16 protein-coding genes are annotated in these 14,697 nt (G+C 42.9%); 15 read left to right on the top strand and 1 reads right to left on the bottom strand.

Annotation, left to right across the window (positions count from 1 at the left end; translation table 11 throughout):
* Positions 1 to 142 precede the first annotated feature (142 nt).
* From B5771_RS09220 to B5771_RS09150, 15 genes are all read left to right on the top strand, one after another.
* Complete coding sequence (locus B5771_RS09220; protein ID WP_088187263.1) at positions 143 to 1,210, top strand: Glu/Leu/Phe/Val dehydrogenase; 1,068 nt, start codon at positions 143 to 145, stop codon at positions 1,208 to 1,210.
* Positions 1,211 to 1,263: 53 nt separating this feature from the next.
* A complete protein-coding gene (locus B5771_RS09215; protein ID WP_047809531.1) occupies positions 1,264 to 1,485 on the top strand; it encodes a 4Fe-4S dicluster domain-containing protein in 222 nt (73 codons plus the stop codon).
* Positions 1,478 to 2,551, top strand: coding sequence for a 3-methyl-2-oxobutanoate dehydrogenase subunit VorB (locus B5771_RS09210; protein WP_088187262.1), 1,074 nt, complete (start codon positions 1,478 to 1,480; stop codon positions 2,549 to 2,551). The genes B5771_RS09215 and B5771_RS09210 overlap by 8 nt, the downstream gene beginning before the upstream one ends.
* Positions 2,548 to 3,297, top strand: coding sequence for a thiamine pyrophosphate-dependent enzyme (locus B5771_RS09205; protein ID WP_088187261.1), 750 nt, complete (start codon positions 2,548 to 2,550; stop codon positions 3,295 to 3,297). Before B5771_RS09210 ends, B5771_RS09205 begins: the two co-directional genes overlap by 4 nt.
* Entirely contained in the window at positions 3,297 to 3,845 is a 549-nt protein-coding gene (locus tag B5771_RS09200) for a 2-oxoacid:acceptor oxidoreductase family protein (RefSeq protein WP_088187260.1), read from the top strand. Before B5771_RS09205 ends, B5771_RS09200 begins: the two co-directional genes overlap by 1 nt.
* Before the next feature lie 216 nt (positions 3,846 to 4,061).
* Complete coding sequence (locus B5771_RS09195; protein ID WP_088187259.1) at positions 4,062 to 4,598, top strand: NUDIX hydrolase; 537 nt, start codon at positions 4,062 to 4,064, stop codon at positions 4,596 to 4,598.
* The gene (locus B5771_RS09190; RefSeq protein WP_088187258.1) at positions 4,598 to 5,761 is read left to right on the top strand and encodes an endonuclease Q family protein; all 1,164 of its coding nucleotides are present in this window, start codon (positions 4,598 to 4,600) and stop codon (positions 5,759 to 5,761) included. The genes B5771_RS09195 and B5771_RS09190 overlap by 1 nt, the downstream gene beginning before the upstream one ends.
* A 39-nt stretch (positions 5,762 to 5,800) precedes the next feature.
* A complete protein-coding gene (locus B5771_RS09185) occupies positions 5,801 to 6,400 on the top strand; it encodes a stage II sporulation protein M (RefSeq protein WP_088187257.1) in 600 nt (199 codons plus the stop codon).
* A 357-nt stretch (positions 6,401 to 6,757) separates the two neighbouring features.
* A complete protein-coding gene (gene ald, locus B5771_RS09180) occupies positions 6,758 to 7,873 on the top strand; it encodes an alanine dehydrogenase (RefSeq protein ID WP_088187256.1) in 1,116 nt (371 codons plus the stop codon).
* 171 nt (positions 7,874 to 8,044) lie between these two features.
* The gene (locus B5771_RS09175) at positions 8,045 to 8,269 is read left to right on the top strand and encodes a hypothetical protein (RefSeq protein ID WP_047809524.1); all 225 of its coding nucleotides are present in this window, start codon (positions 8,045 to 8,047) and stop codon (positions 8,267 to 8,269) included.
* A gap of 99 nt (positions 8,270 to 8,368) precedes the next feature.
* Complete coding sequence (gene xerD / locus B5771_RS09170) at positions 8,369 to 9,283, top strand: site-specific tyrosine recombinase XerD (RefSeq protein WP_088187255.1); 915 nt, start codon at positions 8,369 to 8,371, stop codon at positions 9,281 to 9,283.
* A 36-nt stretch (positions 9,284 to 9,319) separates the two neighbouring features.
* On the top strand, positions 9,320 to 10,492 hold the full coding sequence (locus B5771_RS09165; RefSeq protein WP_088187254.1) for a phosphopentomutase: 1,173 nt from the start codon (positions 9,320 to 9,322) through the stop codon (positions 10,490 to 10,492).
* A 32-nt stretch (positions 10,493 to 10,524) separates the two neighbouring features.
* Positions 10,525 to 11,826, top strand: coding sequence for a pyrimidine-nucleoside phosphorylase (locus B5771_RS09160; RefSeq protein ID WP_088187253.1), 1,302 nt, complete (start codon positions 10,525 to 10,527; stop codon positions 11,824 to 11,826).
* A gap of 109 nt (positions 11,827 to 11,935) precedes the next feature.
* The gene (locus B5771_RS09155) at positions 11,936 to 12,421 is read left to right on the top strand and encodes a CoA-binding protein (RefSeq protein WP_088187252.1); all 486 of its coding nucleotides are present in this window, start codon (positions 11,936 to 11,938) and stop codon (positions 12,419 to 12,421) included.
* 270 nt (positions 12,422 to 12,691) lie between these two features.
* Entirely contained in the window at positions 12,692 to 13,840 is a 1,149-nt protein-coding gene (locus B5771_RS09150) for a D-alanyl-D-alanine carboxypeptidase family protein (RefSeq protein WP_088187251.1), read from the top strand.
* Between the two features lie 37 nt (positions 13,841 to 13,877).
* On the opposite strand, the gene sigF is transcribed toward B5771_RS09150, so the two are convergent.
* Positions 13,878 to 14,687, bottom strand: coding sequence for an RNA polymerase sporulation sigma factor SigF (gene sigF / locus B5771_RS09145; protein ID WP_088187250.1), 810 nt, complete (start codon positions 14,685 to 14,687; stop codon positions 13,878 to 13,880).
* Positions 14,688 to 14,697: the final 10 nt, after the last annotated feature.

Raw genomic sequence — 14,697 nt, 5'->3', positions numbered from 1 at the left:
GTGTAATCCGCATCAATACTGAGTTTTGAAAGGGTGTAAAAATAATTTAAAAATTTGAAATATTGGATTACTTCTGGCATTTCTATTGCAAATCATTTAATCAAGTGTTTGAATGCGAAATGACATAAAGGAGGAAAAGACATTGGATATTTTTCGATATTTAGAAACGTATGATTATGAACAATTAATCGTTTGTCAGGATCGAACTTCGGGACTTAAAGCAATTATTTGTATTCATGATACGACCTTAGGCCCCGCACTTGGGGGAACAAGAATGTGGAATTATGCCAGCGAAGAGGAGGCAATCCTTGATGCTTTGAGACTCGCCCGAGGGATGACATACAAAAATGCTGCTGCCGGACTTAATCTCGGTGGTGGTAAAACCGTTATTATTGGGGATTCTCGCACTCAAAAAAGTGAAGAACTCTTTCGAGCCTTTGGACGATATGTACAATCTTTAAACGGCCGATATATCACGGCAGAAGATGTAGGTACAACAGTTCGAGATATGGATTGGGTACATCTTGAAACGAATTTCGTAACAGGGGTGTCCGCTTCTGGAGCATCGGGTGATCCGTCCCCGATGACAGCAAGGGGAGTATGGAGAGGGATGAAAGCCGCGGCGAAAGAGAAGTTCGGTAACGATTCACTTCAAGGAAAAAAGGTAGCTATCCAAGGGCTGGGGCATGTTGGGTACTATTTGGCCAAGCATTTACAGGACGAAGGGGCTAAACTCATAGTGACGGATATCCATGAGGATGCAATTAAACGAGTACTCAATGAGCTGGAAGCAACCGTCGTGGGGCCTGATGAAATTTTTGGCGTTGAGGCTGATATATTTGCCCCTTGCGCTATGGGTGCTGTTGTTAACGATGAAACAATACCTCGTTTTAAATTCGCAATTATTGCCGGGGCCGCAAACAACGTGCTTTTGGAAGAACGCCATGGCGACAAGCTTCACGAATTAGGGATTCTCTATGCGCCGGATTATGTCATTAATTCTGGCGGAGTCATAAACGTAGCCGATGAGTTAGAAGGATATAATTCTGAAAGGGCTTTGCAGAAGGTGGATATGGTTTACGATAATGTAGAAAAAGTTTTAAAAATAGCTAAGGAAATGAATATTCCAACCTATAAAGCCGCCGATCATTTGGCCGAAGAAAGAATACGGCGTTTAGGACAAATTCGTTCTACTTATTTAAGACAATAGGTAGATGTTTTGGATTACCAACCTCCCTTGAGATTTCGTAAAGGAGGGAAACTATGCTTAAAGTTGAGTTCGATGAGGATCGTTGTAAGGGGTGTGAACTTTGTCTGGAGGCCTGTCCCAAACATATTGTGAGTATGGCGGGGCATCTGAACGCTATGGGTTTTCATCCTGCCACGGTACTTGATCAGGAAAAGTGTATTTCCTGTGGGTTCTGCGCCAGAATGTGTCCGGATGTTGTAATCACGGTACGAAAGGAGGAAAAGGAGAATGGTTAAAGTCCTTATGAAAGGGAATGAAGCCTTGGCTGAAGCGGCGGTTCGTGCCGGCTGCCGGTACTTTTTTGGCTACCCAATTACTCCACAAAATGAAATTCCTCATTATTTAGCCAAGCGGCTTCCTGAAGTAGGCGGGGTTTTTGTTCAAGCAGAATCTGAAATTGCGGCCATTAATATGGTTTATGGTGCCGCAGGGAGCGGGGCACGGGTTATGACTTCTTCTTCAGGACCGGGGATAAGTCTTAAACAAGAAGGAATATCCTACATTGCCGGAGCTGAACTTCCTTGCGTTATCGTCAATATGCAACGGGGCGGGCCGGGGCTGGGTGGTATTCAACCGGCTCAATCGGACTATTTTCAAGCAGTCAAAGGCGGCGGACATGGGGATTATCGCTTGCTGGTTTTAGCTCCGGCGACAATTCAAGAAATGGTGGATTTGATGGGCAAGGCCTTTGACTTAGCCGATGAATATCGCAATCCGGTAATGATTTTAGGAGATGGGATTCTTGGTCAAATGATGGAAGCTGTTGAATTACCGTCTGAAGATCTAAGCTTAAAAATACCTTCTAAGCCTTGGTCGACTACGGGAGCAAAGGGCAGAACCCCTAATATTATTAATTCACTTTATCTGGATCCGTTGGAATTAGAGAAACATAATCTGCATCTCCGCAACAAATATGAACAGATGCGTCATGAATCTATGGGAGAAACTTATAAAACAGAGGATGCAGAATTAGTCCTTGTTGGTTATGGATCTGCTGCACGCGTGGCTAAAGCGGTTGTAGATCAAGGAAGAGGGAGGGGGTTAAAAGTCGGGTTGTTCCGACCGATTACGTTATTTCCATTTCCTAAAGATGATCTGCAAAAGGCCTGCCGCCAAGCCAATCATGTTATAACCGTCGAGATGAGTTTGGGGCAGCTTATCGAGGATGTTCGCTATAACTTGGAATTTAAAGTACCTGTTCATTATTGCGGACGTGTCGGAGGCATGATTCCGACAACCCGTGATATTTTAGCGAAAATTGAAGTCCTGGCGAACCTTCAAGGGGAGGGTGAAAAGGTATGATTACCGTTTTTGAACGACCGAAATCACTAACCTCTGCAAAGACTCATTATTGTCCAGGATGCACTCATGGGATTATTCATCGCCTCGTTGCCGAAGTTATCGACGAGCTTGGAGTACGTGAAAAAACCATTGGAGTTTCTCCTGTCGGATGCTCGGTTTTGGCTTACAACTACTTTAATCTGGATATGCAGCAAGCTGCACATGGCAGGGCCCCTGCCGTTGCTACTGGAATAAAACGAGTCAATCGTGATAAGGTAGTTTTTACCTATCAGGGCGATGGCGATCTGGCTTCTATCGGAACTGCTGAAATAATCCATTCCGCCGCCAGAGGGGAAAATTTTACGACAATTTTTGTTAATAATGCGATTTACGGGATGACAGGAGGACAAATGGCCCCGACGACGTTGTTAGAACAGGTAAGCCAGACCTCTCCCCAAGGGAGAGATCCTTCGCTTCAAGGATATCCTATACGGATGTCAGAAATGCTTGCGACCATTGATGGGGCTGTCTTCATTGCCCGAGTTTCTGTGCATAACCCGCAAGAGGTCAGTAAAGCCAAAAAGGCTATTAAAAAGGCCTTCGAACTTCAGCAGGCAGGGCGTGGGTTTACCTTGATAGAAGTTTTGTCAACCTGTCCTACCAACTGGGGTTTGAGTCCAAGAGAAGCGTTAAAATGGTTAGCTGATAAAATGATTCCTGTTTATCCTCTCGGTGTTAAAAAAACGCCTGAGGAGGGAGAAATCTAATGCTGCAAGAAATTATCCTAGCGGGTTTCGGTGGGCAAGGGGTTATGTCGATGGGACAATTGCTGGCCTATGCCGGGCTTGAAGAAAACAAATATGTCAGCTGGATTCCTTCATACGGACCGGAAATGAGAGGAGGAACGGCAAATTGCTCGGTTACAATATCTGATAAAGAAGTCAGCTCTCCGATCATTACAGAACCGAATACCCTCATCGTTCTCAATCGTCCATCCCTAGAAAAATTTGAAAAAGATATCCAGCCTGGAGGGTGGCTGCTTCTCAATTCTTCGCTTATTGACTTGGAACCACAACGACAAGATGTTAATGTTTTCAAGATCCCCTCCGTCGACATCGCCAGCGAAAAACTTAACAATTCTCGGGTGGCGAACATGATAATACTTGGGGCATATATTCAGATAATAGGTGCTGTGAGCTTAGAATCAGTCGTTAAAGCCCTTAAAAAGGTCCTGCCGGAGTATCGGCATGATCTTCTTCCCCTTAACCGACAAGCCTTAGAATTGGGAATTGAGCTGGCTCGGAAAGTTTTATAAAGAAAAGGAGATGCCGCTGCGCAACGAACTATCAGTTCTTTCTGCAGCGGCATTAGCATTTGCAAAACCTTAAGCCGGGTGAGCCATTAGTCACTGACTATTATATCAATTTTACGTTGTGAATTTTAAGAGAGTGGGATGTATTAGTGTGTTGTTTTGTATTCGTCGCTCAGATGGCATAAAATAGTGTCAGATGTGCTGAAAGAAGGGTTAATTATGAACGATAAGCAAAAATTATCTGAAACACGTATCGCAGGAGAGGTGATCTTTGAGGGGCGTATGCTTCGCTTGGAACGAGATAGAGTTCTTTTGCCCAATGGAAGTGAGACATATCGAGAGGTTGTTAGGCACCCCGGAGCTGTTGCTGTTATCGCTTTACAGGATCAAGAAATCCTTATGGTTCGTCAATATCGATATCCTATTGCCCGTGAAACGTTAGAAATACCCGCCGGAAAAATTGATCCCCAAGAATCTCCTTTGAACTGCGCGATTCGCGAACTGCGTGAAGAAACCGGTTATAAGGGAACCATGGAATTAATGGGTACCTTTTATACAACGCCGGGCTTTACGGATGAGGTGATGCACATTTTTTTAGCTCGAGATTTGGTTTGGGATCCTTTGTCGACGGATGATGACGAGTTTTTAATGGTGGAGAAAATTCCCTGGAGTGAAGCATTAAGACGTGCTCGCCAAAATGAGTTTAGTGATGCCAAAACAATACTTGGAATCTTGCTTGTCCAGGAGCATATATAATGATTTATGCGGATTTACATATTCATATCGGACAAAGTCTTGATAATAAGCTGGTAAAAGTCACAGCCTCGAAGTCTTTAACCCTTCCTAATATTCTGGAGGTTGCCCGGGATATCAAAGGCCTGAATATGATCGGTATTGTAGATGCCCATTCGGAGGGTGTGCGCAACGATTTCAGAACCTTGCTCACTTCGGGGGAGATCCATTCTCTGGCTGAAGGTGGATATGCTGCCAAGGGTTTAACAATTATTCCCGGACATGAAATCGAATTGCAAATTGGAGAAGGGAACGCACATTTTTTAGCCTATTTTCCTTCTCTCGGCCACATGGAAGACTACGTCCGGGAAATAAGAGCTGCTACAAAAAATTGGCAGTTGAGCACCCAGAAAGGCCATCTTCAAATTGAACAGTGGCTGGAGGCTGTCGGAAAGGCTGAAGGAATTTGGCTTCCAGCTCATGCTTTTACTCCCCATAAAGGAATCTATGGGAACTGCTGTCGCCGCTTGGCCGATGTCTTACCCATTCTCCCACGAGGACTGGAAATTGGTTTAAGTGCGGATAGAGCTATGGCCAAAAGTATCAGTGAACTGGAGAATGTGGTTTTGTTCAGCAATTCAGATGCTCACTCCTTAACCAACATCGCACGGGAATATAATCTGCTGGAGGGCGTCGAATCTTCTTTTCAAGGATTATATGATTTATTGTTAATAGATTCCAAAGGAAGTGTGCGAAATTTTGGTTTGCCGCCGAAAGTGGGCAAGTATCATCGGACATACTGCTTGCATTGCGAACAGGTTGCTTTAACGTCTCCGCCCCAATTATCCTGTCCCGTTTGCGGAAGCCATCACATAGTGACAGGAGTTTTGGATCGTGTAGTAAGCATTGCCGACAAGACCTTAACTGATAATGATCCTTCACGTTATGTATATCAGGTGCCCCTTCAAAGGCTTCCGGGAATTGGGCCTAAAATGTATCAGCGGCTGCTAAATCAGTTCAAAACTGAAATGGCTGTTTTGCATGAAGTTTCTGAAGAAGAATTAATCCCGGTAGCCGGTGAGAAAATAACAGCTTGGATATTAAAAGCTCGGCGCAATGACTTAAAATTTATCTCTGGCGGCGGGGGTGTATTTGGTAAAGTTTTGGACATACTTTCCTTTGAATAGGAATAAAATTCCATATAGAAAGGGAGAGGGAGATTTTCTATGTGGAAAAAGCTAGGCCAACATATTTGTAAATACTGGGTTATCTATCTAACGCTTTCGAGCGTTTATTTGGCTGGTGTCGTGTTTGGCGCTTTGGGAGTCAAAGCTTTAGGAACTTCGGCTTCCTCCCAATTGGGGGATTTTCTCAATACGCTTCTAAAAAATCAACCAGTTGATTTAAACCCGGTATTTCTCGGACAATTGGCGAGAGATGTATTTATAATCATGGCCGGAATATGGATCCTAGGACTTACCATCATTGGGGCCCCGTTAATTTATCTCATTGTTTTTACGCGAGGTTTTATTCTGGGCTTTACAGTTAGTTTTATTATTAGCTTTAAAGGGATGCTGGGCCTTGGCTTAATCCTTGTAACTGTTTTAGTACCTGCACTTATGGGGATCCCATTATTGTTATTAGGGGCTGGCTTGGCAACTATCTTTTCCTTTTTATTATTAAGGGGTAAAGCTAGAGGAGAATCGCTGCGCCGAGAGTTTTTGTATTATACTGTGGCTGCGGCGTTTGTTTCTCTTGGTGCAGTATTTGTAGGAATTTCCCAAGGGTATTTTTCAGTGTTAGGTTCTCGAGTTTTGGGGTTGTAAGTTTAAAAACGTTGTAAATAACCTGCAAAAATTTGCATTGCAAAAATAAGCACGCAAAATAATGCAGGTTATTTACAACAGCTGATTGTCATAAATATTTTAAAATTCAAAGATTACAGTCAGCTAACTCGTTCAGCTAAAGCTGAACATCGGGGCATCGGCAGGGAACTCTACCCCCACTGAAGCAAGGTATGGGAACCACTCCCACTTGTAGAAGTGGGAGTCTAACGATTGGATAAAGACAGCAAAGAAAGCTATTGAGAGAGTTAAAGCTTTTGCTATTTGGATCCGGCTTGCTTCTGGCATGATAATTGCATTATAATTAGCAAAGTTAGGATTAAAATGGAGGTTTGCATTATGCTGATTGGAGTACCAAAAGAGATTAAAAACAATGAGAACCGTGTTGCCATTACTCCTGCGGGTGTCCATGCTTTTACTCTGACCGGACATCAGGTCGTTGTGGAAAAATCTGCTGGAGAAGGTAGTGGAATTACCGACGAAGAGTATGTCAAGGCCGGTGCCCAAATCTTAGATTCTGCAGCCGACGTTTGGAATGCGGATATGATTATCAAGGTTAAGGAACCGATAGAACCCGAATACGACTTTTTTAAACCGGGACAAATTTTATTCACTTATTTGCATCTTGCTAATGAACCGGAATTGACTAGGGTACTTATGGAAAAACACGTTGTTGGGATAGCCTATGAAACAATTCAGTTAGATAATGGCTCTCTGCCTCTGCTCGTTCCTATGAGCGAAGTGGCCGGGCGAATGTCAATTCAAATCGGAGCCCAATTTTTAGAGAAACATTATGGCGGAAAAGGAATGTTGTTAGGTGGGGTTCCTGGTGTGTCGCCGGCTAAAGTTACGATTATCGGCGGAGGAATTGTGGGTACAAATGCGGCTAAAATGGCTGTTGGAATGGGTGCCAATGTCATTCTAATTGAAAAAAGCGCTCAACGGCTTCGCGAAATTGATGATCTTTTTAACGGGCGAGTTAAAACTCTTATGTCGAACCCTTATAATATTGCTGCCAGTGTCGCTCGGGCCGATCTGCTTGTCGGAGCTGTGCTTATTCCTGGTGCACGTGCACCCCACTTGGTTACGGAAGAAATGGTAAAAACCATGACTCCCGGAAGTGTTATTGTTGACGTGGCTATTGACCAAGGAGGCAGCATAGAAACCATCGATCGAGTCACTACCCATAGTGATCCGGTCTATATTAAACACGGTGTGGTACACTATTCGGTCGCTAATATGCCTGGAGCAGTCGCCCGAACTTCGACTTTTGCGCTGACCAATGTTACCTTAGGTTATGCCTTGGATATTGCAAATAAAGGATATTTTAAGGCACTCCAAGAAAATCGCTCGCTGCGCAAAGGAATAAATGTTATTAACGGTAAATTAACTTACAAAGCTGTTGCTGAATCATTAAATATTATGTATACGCCTTTAGAAGAAGCTTTGCTCTAGCAGGTGTCAAGAACGGCATTGTTAAAGCAGACTATTCTGAAAAGTTACTTCGAGTGAAATCGTGATTTGATTTCACTCTTTTTTTTAGGACCGACTAAAACACGGTCCTGATTTTTTGGGGGATAAGGACAATCGTGAGTTGCATAAGCTTTAAAGATAGGAGGTAGAGTTATGCCAAAAAAACATTGGGGAGACTTTTTCTTATATTTGGGACGGGTATTTCTCCTCCTGATTTTACTTGCGGTGTTGCTCCCGAAACTTGCAGTTGTCTGTAATATTTGGGTTTCATCATTGCTTCATAATGAAGATAAGCCTATGGGAAATCCGATGAAAGTTGAAGCGCCCGGATGGACAAAGTCTGTTTTGCAATTATTCCCTATCTCTCAGAAAGAGTAATAATTTTTCTCAAGATTTCGAGTAAACAAGGAAAAGTGCTTATCTATGTAGAATTTAGTAGAATTTAAATGCATTTTTGACTTTAAAAGGGGGGATTATATGATCTCCACAGAACAGTTTTTACAGCAATATATTACGTTTCTGAATGTCGAACGAGGGCTTTCCTTGAATACTCGTCAGGCTTATGAACGTGATTTGCGCCAGCTTGTTGTGTTCCTTGAGCAGAGGGAAACCGATGTTTTGAGATGCGAGCCTAATGATCTCTTCTTATTTCTGCTTTACTGGAAAGAACAGGGTAAATCACCTCGAAGTATTGCCAGGTGCAATGCGACCTTGCGAGGTTTTTTTGCCTTTTTAATGGAGGAAGGGAAACGAAGTGACAATCCCAGCACATATCTTGTTACTCCGAAGCTGAATCAATCTCTTCCCAAAGTGTTGTCTGAAGGAATAATGGCCAAACTATTAGAAACGAATGAGACAACGGATGCTGCTTCACGAGATTTGGCAATCTTGGAAATTCTCTATGGAAGCGGTTTACGCGTCTCAGAGTTAATTAATCTCCGCGTCGGAGATGTATCCTTGGATGTAGGGTATATACGCTGCCTGGGAAAGGGGAATAAGGAACGGATCGTGCCATTGGGAGAACCGGCGATACGGGCTATTACTCGTTATATAAATGGTGCAAGAAAGCGTATGTGCGGAAAGACCGCGAGTGATTTCTTATTCGTAAATGCGCATGGGCATACTCTAACTCGTCAAGGAGTAACCTTCATTCTGCAAAAATGGGGAGCGTCTCATGCTCTCGAGAAAAGGATTTCGCCTCATATGTTTAGGCATAGTTTTGCAACTCACTTGTTGGATCACGGTGCAGATCTGCGTTCTGTACAAGAGTTATTAGGCCACACTGATATTTCTACAACTCAGATCTATACGCATTTAACAAGAAAACGCTTGTTAGATGTTTTTAATAAGTCCCATCCGCGTGCTGAACGAAAAAATGATGAATTACAATAGTTTGAAATTATTTAAAGTGTAGATGGAGGCCGAATTATGAAGCGCAGTATTATTATTGTCTTAGACAGTGTCGGTATCGGAGAAATGCCTGATGCCTGTAATTATGGAGACGCAGGAAGCAATACGTTGCATAATATTGCCAAAGCTGTGGGGGGGCTGGAACTCCCTAATCTGGAATCGCTGGGACTAGGGAACATTTACCAGATCAAAGGTGTGCATGCCCAATCAAACCCCAAAGGATGTTATGGCAAAATGGCAGAGGCTTCTCGAGGCAAGGATACCACCAGCGGCCATTGGGAAATAGCGGGAGTTATTTTAGAGAACGCGCTCCCAACCTTTCCTCAGGGGTTCCCGCAGGAGTTCATTGCTCGTTACGAGAAGGCAATCGGTCGCGGTGTACTCGGCAACGAAGTTGCATCAGGAACAGAAATTATCCAGCGCTTGGGTGAAGAACATCTGAGAACGGGAAAACCTATTGTCTATACTTCTGCGGATTCAGTATTTCAGGTTGCGGCCCATGAAGAAGTTGTTCCCTTGCCGGAATTAATGCATTTTTGTAAGCTTGCTCGTGAAATGTTAACTGGTGATTTACAAGTAGGGAGGGTTATTGCTCGTCCATTTCTCGGACAAGTCGGCGAATTTTATCGAACTTCGAATCGGCACGATTTTGCCTTGGAACCACCTCGTACAACGTTATTAGAATACATTTCAGAACAGGGTCTCGCAGTCAATGCTGTTGGAAAAATTCGCGACATTTACGCGGGTAAGGGGATTACCGATTTTTGTTCAACGAAGAGCAATATGGATGGCGTTGATAATACTTTGGCCTATATGACTAAGACGAACGACGGTTTGATAATGACAAACCTCGTAGACTTTGATATGGTGTATGGCCACAGGAATAATGTGGAGGGTTATGCTCAAGCTTTGAAGGATTTCGACCAACGTTTGCCGGAACTAGTGGCACTTCTGCGCCCGGATGATTTGCTGGTCATAACGGCTGATCATGGCTGCGATCCAACATTCCCGGGAACTGATCATACAAGAGAATATGTTCCGCTGCTGGTTTATGGGCAAAGCGTCAAACATGGAGTGAATCTGGGAGTGAGATCAACGTTTGCCGATCTGGGGGCGACTGTCGCTGAGTACTTAGGCCTTGATCCTCTTCCAGTAGGAAAGAGTTTCTTGGCTGAAATTAGAAATGATTGAGAAACGGCAGTAAATGAGGTGATTTGATTTTTATGAGAATGGTTGATTTGATACAAAAGAAAAAACGTGGCGAAGCTTTAAATACCAATGAAATTTCCTATATAGTTCAGGGATATGTTAACAACGAAATTCCTGATTATCAAATGTCAGCATTTCTCATGGCTGTTTACTTTAAAGGAATGAATAAACGAGAAATCGCCGACCTGACGTTATCCTTTGTGGATTCTGGAGATAGAAACGATTTATCGGCAATTCAGGGGATTAAAGTTGATAAACATTCTTCGGGAGGCGTAGGTGATAAGCTTAGTTTGGTTATTATCCCGCTTGTTGCATCTGCGGGAGTACCCGTTGCTAAAATGTCTGGAAGAGGATTGGGACATACAGGCGGTACTATAGACAAATTAGAGTCTATACAAGGCTTTAAGACAGAGCTGGATAGAGAGACGTTTGTAAATAATGTCAATAAATATAATATGGCCATTGTCGGGCAGAGTTCCAATTTGACGCCCGCGGATAAGAAAATCTATGCCCTTCGAGATGTGACGGCAACTGTTGACAGCATACCATTGATCGCCAGCAGCATTATGAGCAAAAAAATAGCCTCTGGCGCTGATTGCATAGTGCTGGATGTCAAAGTTGGTTCCGGGGCCTTTATGAAATCCGTCCCCGAGGCGATTGAATTAGCTAAGACGATGGTGGAAATCGGGAAATCGCTGAATAGAAAAACAATTGCCGTTGTTACAGATATGAGTCAACCTCTTGGCCATGAAGTGGGAAATGCTAATGAGGTAAAAGAAGCTATTGAAATCTTGAAGGGACAAGGAGCAGACGATGAAACGACTATTGCGCTGACTCTGGCATCTTATATGACTGTCTTAGGAGGTGCCTTCAAGGATTTTGAGGCCGCTTATTCGGAACTTAGTCATGTCATTCATTCCGGCAGAGCCGTTGAAACGTTCAAAGAGTTGATAGAAATTCAAGGCGGAAATTCAAAGGTTGTTGACGAACCCATGTTACTTCCCCAAAGCGGCTGCCATATTGAAGTTAAAGCCCCAGGTAAGGGATATGTTTCAGCCATTGATGCTGAAAAAATTGGTGTTACTGCTATGCTGCTCGGTGCAGGACGAAAGAAGAAAGAAGATGTCATAGATTTTTCGGCGGGAGTTACCATGGTGAAGAAAGTTGGGGATAAGGTTAGTTTGGGGGATACGATTTGTATTTTGCATACAAATCTGAAGGATTATCAAGAAGCTGTGGAAATGGTGAAACAGGCATATTCCTTCAGCAATATAAAACCGAAGCCCAGTAAGTACGTTTATGAAGTTATTCAATAAGAATTAGCTTGTTTTCCAATAGCGATGAGAATGAACGGCTTCAGGTGCATAATCATAAATTTCTCTTCCCGGCGTATATGATAGAGAGGGTATCGGGAGGGGGAATTTTATGGCTCGAGAGAAAACAATTTTTTCATTTCTCGAAGGTCTGACCACGGAGGATATTTTTGCGGTTTTAGGGAATGCCCAAAAATTTAAAACTCACAAACATGCCTGGAAAGCTTGGCGGGCACTAAAAGAATTTGGCTGTTCAGCTTATCCTGTCGCTGAAGGTTTGCAGCGAATTGATGGGAGCAAAGTATATTCGAGTGTCCAAGAACTAAAGGATAAAATAACGGTCATCGTACCTTGTTTGTTACCAGAAGAAATGCCGTCACTACTCACAGAGGCCTCGTTTGCCGGAGTAAAAAAGATTTGGTTTCAAGAGCAGACATGGAGTCAAGCTTTTAAAGAGGAGTGCGAGAAAATGGGAATTCAAGTCTTCCGAGGATGTGTCCTGCGGCATAAAAAATATCCTGCACTGAGTCTTTGTTACCTAAATCCTTGTTACTGGCATGGTTTAAAGGATTTGAAAGTTCCTTCGAAACGTTACTAAAATAGTGAACTCGTTCCGCTAAAGCTGAGGAACCACTCCCCTCTGCAGAAGCGGGAGTCCTACGATTGGACAAACAAAAATAATAAAACAGGAATTTTTAAAGCCTTTGGGATATATCAAGCCTAAAGGCTTTTGCCATTTTGTAAGTCATTAGCCTTTGCAAGCTTTTTAGTTTAGTAATACATATTTTAATGCTGCTTTCAATTCTCATTACAATATAATTTCTCTTTTCGGGAATAATAACATCAAATTTAATGAGGAGGAGTCAAGATGAGAAAAGGATTAGCAGTTGTTCTTGCTTTCATGCTTGTACTAGGTAATATAGCCTTTGCTAATGTTTCTTCTGTAATGGGAGCGGAAATTGAAACGGAGGCCGCGAGTGCTGTATTGATGGATGCTGCATCAGGACGAGTTCTTTATGAAAAAGATATGCATAAAGAATTGCCTCCGGCAAGCGTCACCAAGCTAATGACCTTGTTAGTGGCTGCAGAGGCTGTCGAATCTGGGAAGGTTAAACTAACGGATAAAGTTACGGCAAGCGAGAATGCCTGTAAGCTAGGCGGGTCACAAATTTATCTTGAACCTGGAGAGACCTTTACCTTGGAACAAATGTTAATTGCCATTGCTGTTGGTTCAGCAAATGACGGTTGTGTCGCTGTAGCAGAACATATTGACGGAACTCATGAAGCTTTCGTTGAGGAGATGAATCGCAAAGCTCAAGCATTAGGTTTGAAAAACACTCATTTCGCAAATGCCTATGGATTACCCGCTGAAGGTCATTATACCAGTGCCTATGATTTAGCCGTAATTGCCAGAGAAACTCTTAAATATCCTTTGATTCGAAAATTAACAAGTATCAAAGAATATGATTTGCGTGATGGAAAATTTAAATTATGGAATACGAATAAACTTCTCTGGTGGTATCCAGGAACGGATGGCTTTAAAACCGGTTGGACCAATGAAGCCAAATATTGTCTGGCGTCCACGGTTGAGAGAGATGGGCTGCGCTTAATTTGTGTCGTAATGGGGGTGCCTCAGGTTAGGGGGCATTTCGCGGAATCAATGAAAATCTATAATTATGGCTTTGCCAAATATCAATTTAAAACCTTTGCTCCAACGGGTCAAAAAGAGGGAGTTGTTAAAGTTGCCAAAGGAAAAGAAGATACTGTAAATGCAGTCACAGAGAAGGCCTTTGGCGCTACTATCGAAAAAGGAAATGATAAAAATTTCTGGGTCGAAACGAAGCTCAACCCAGAAATAAGTGCTCCTATTAAAAAAGGACAAAAACTTGGCGAAATTCTCTTATATCGGAATGATGTTTTACAAAGCAGCGTAAATCTTATCGCCGATCATTCTGTGGAAAAAGCAAGCTTAGCCGAACAGGTAACACGTACTCTTAAAGGTGTTATCGGTTATTAGCCGAGGTTCTTCTGGGCTCCTTTTTCGAAGCTGTTTCTCAGTCTGAATCAGGGGCAGGGGTATGGTCAGAGCGTTCATCAATTTTGGATAATTCGCGGATTCTCATGAGGGCCGCTCTCTCAATTCTGGAGATTTGAACTTGTGAGAGGTTCAGGATCGCAGCGATTTGACTTTGAGTTTTATCTTCAAAAAATCGCATTAAAAGAACATTCTTTTCTCGTTCAGGCAGTTTATCCAAAACCTCATTCAAGGCAATTTTATCAAACCAACCAGGGTCTGCACCTTTTTCCGTTGAAAGTTGATCAAGCACATAGATGGGATCGGAATCATCCTGGTAGAGTGTATCATAGATGGATGTAGGGCTTTGTATAGCCTCCAAAGCCGCAACAATCTCCTCTCGATCAACTCCGATATTGGCGGCAATTTCTCCGATTGTCGCCTCTCGGCCTAAGCCGGAAGAAAGTTCATCCCGCGCACGATTAACTTTATAGACCAATTCTTTGTATGACCGAGGAACTTTTAAAGGATGATCATCGCGAAGAAAACGTCTGATTTCTCCAATAATCATTGGCACCGCATAGGTAGAGAATTTGACACCATAGGAAAAGTCAAATTTATCAATTGCTTTAATTAGACCAATGGTACCAATTTGAAAAAGATCTTCAAGTTCGTAACCTCTATGGGCAAAACGCTGAACAAGGTTAAATATAAGTTTCAAGTTGCAATTGATTAACCGTTCTCTTGCTTCTGTATCTCCATCCTTAGCAGCATGAAGATTTTCCATCATCTCTTCATCAGAGAGAAGGGGAAAATGAGGAAGATTCATATCCGTTAGTCGTTGAATCATGTCCGGCCCC

This window comes from Desulfosporosinus sp. FKA, assembly GCF_002196785.1.
GTDB lineage: Bacteria > Bacillota > Desulfitobacteriia > Desulfitobacteriales > Desulfitobacteriaceae > Desulfosporosinus > Desulfosporosinus acididurans.
This window is presented reverse-complemented; position numbering and strand designations above follow the sequence as displayed.

Excerpts from the sequence above, each read along its gene's own strand:
- B5771_RS09215 (WP_047809531.1), top strand. The coding sequence starts at position 1,264 with ATGCTTAAAGTTGAGTTCGATGAGGATCGTTGTAAGGGGTGTGAACTT.
- B5771_RS09210 (WP_088187262.1), top strand. The coding sequence starts at position 1,478 with ATGGTTAAAGTCCTTATGAAAGGGAATGAAGCCTTGGCTGAAGCGGCG.
- B5771_RS09205 (WP_088187261.1), top strand. The coding sequence starts at position 2,548 with ATGATTACCGTTTTTGAACGACCGAAATCACTAACCTCTGCAAAGACT.
- B5771_RS09200 (WP_088187260.1), top strand. The coding sequence starts at position 3,297 with ATGCTGCAAGAAATTATCCTAGCGGGTTTCGGTGGGCAAGGGGTTATG.
- B5771_RS09195 (WP_088187259.1), top strand. The coding sequence starts at position 4,062 with ATGAACGATAAGCAAAAATTATCTGAAACACGTATCGCAGGAGAGGTG.
- B5771_RS09190 (WP_088187258.1), top strand. The coding sequence starts at position 4,598 with ATGATTTATGCGGATTTACATATTCATATCGGACAAAGTCTTGATAAT.
- B5771_RS09185 (WP_088187257.1), top strand. The coding sequence starts at position 5,801 with ATGTGGAAAAAGCTAGGCCAACATATTTGTAAATACTGGGTTATCTAT.
- ald (WP_088187256.1), top strand. The coding sequence starts at position 6,758 with ATGCTGATTGGAGTACCAAAAGAGATTAAAAACAATGAGAACCGTGTT.
- B5771_RS09175 (WP_047809524.1), top strand. The coding sequence starts at position 8,045 with ATGCCAAAAAAACATTGGGGAGACTTTTTCTTATATTTGGGACGGGTA.
- xerD (WP_088187255.1), top strand. The coding sequence starts at position 8,369 with ATGATCTCCACAGAACAGTTTTTACAGCAATATATTACGTTTCTGAAT.
- B5771_RS09165 (WP_088187254.1), top strand. The coding sequence starts at position 9,320 with ATGAAGCGCAGTATTATTATTGTCTTAGACAGTGTCGGTATCGGAGAA.
- B5771_RS09160 (WP_088187253.1), top strand. The coding sequence starts at position 10,525 with ATGAGAATGGTTGATTTGATACAAAAGAAAAAACGTGGCGAAGCTTTA.
- B5771_RS09155 (WP_088187252.1), top strand. The coding sequence starts at position 11,936 with ATGGCTCGAGAGAAAACAATTTTTTCATTTCTCGAAGGTCTGACCACG.
- B5771_RS09150 (WP_088187251.1), top strand. The coding sequence starts at position 12,692 with ATGAGAAAAGGATTAGCAGTTGTTCTTGCTTTCATGCTTGTACTAGGT.
- sigF (WP_088187250.1), bottom strand. The coding sequence starts at position 14,687 with ATGATTCAACGACTAACGGATATGAATCTTCCTCATTTTCCCCTTCTC.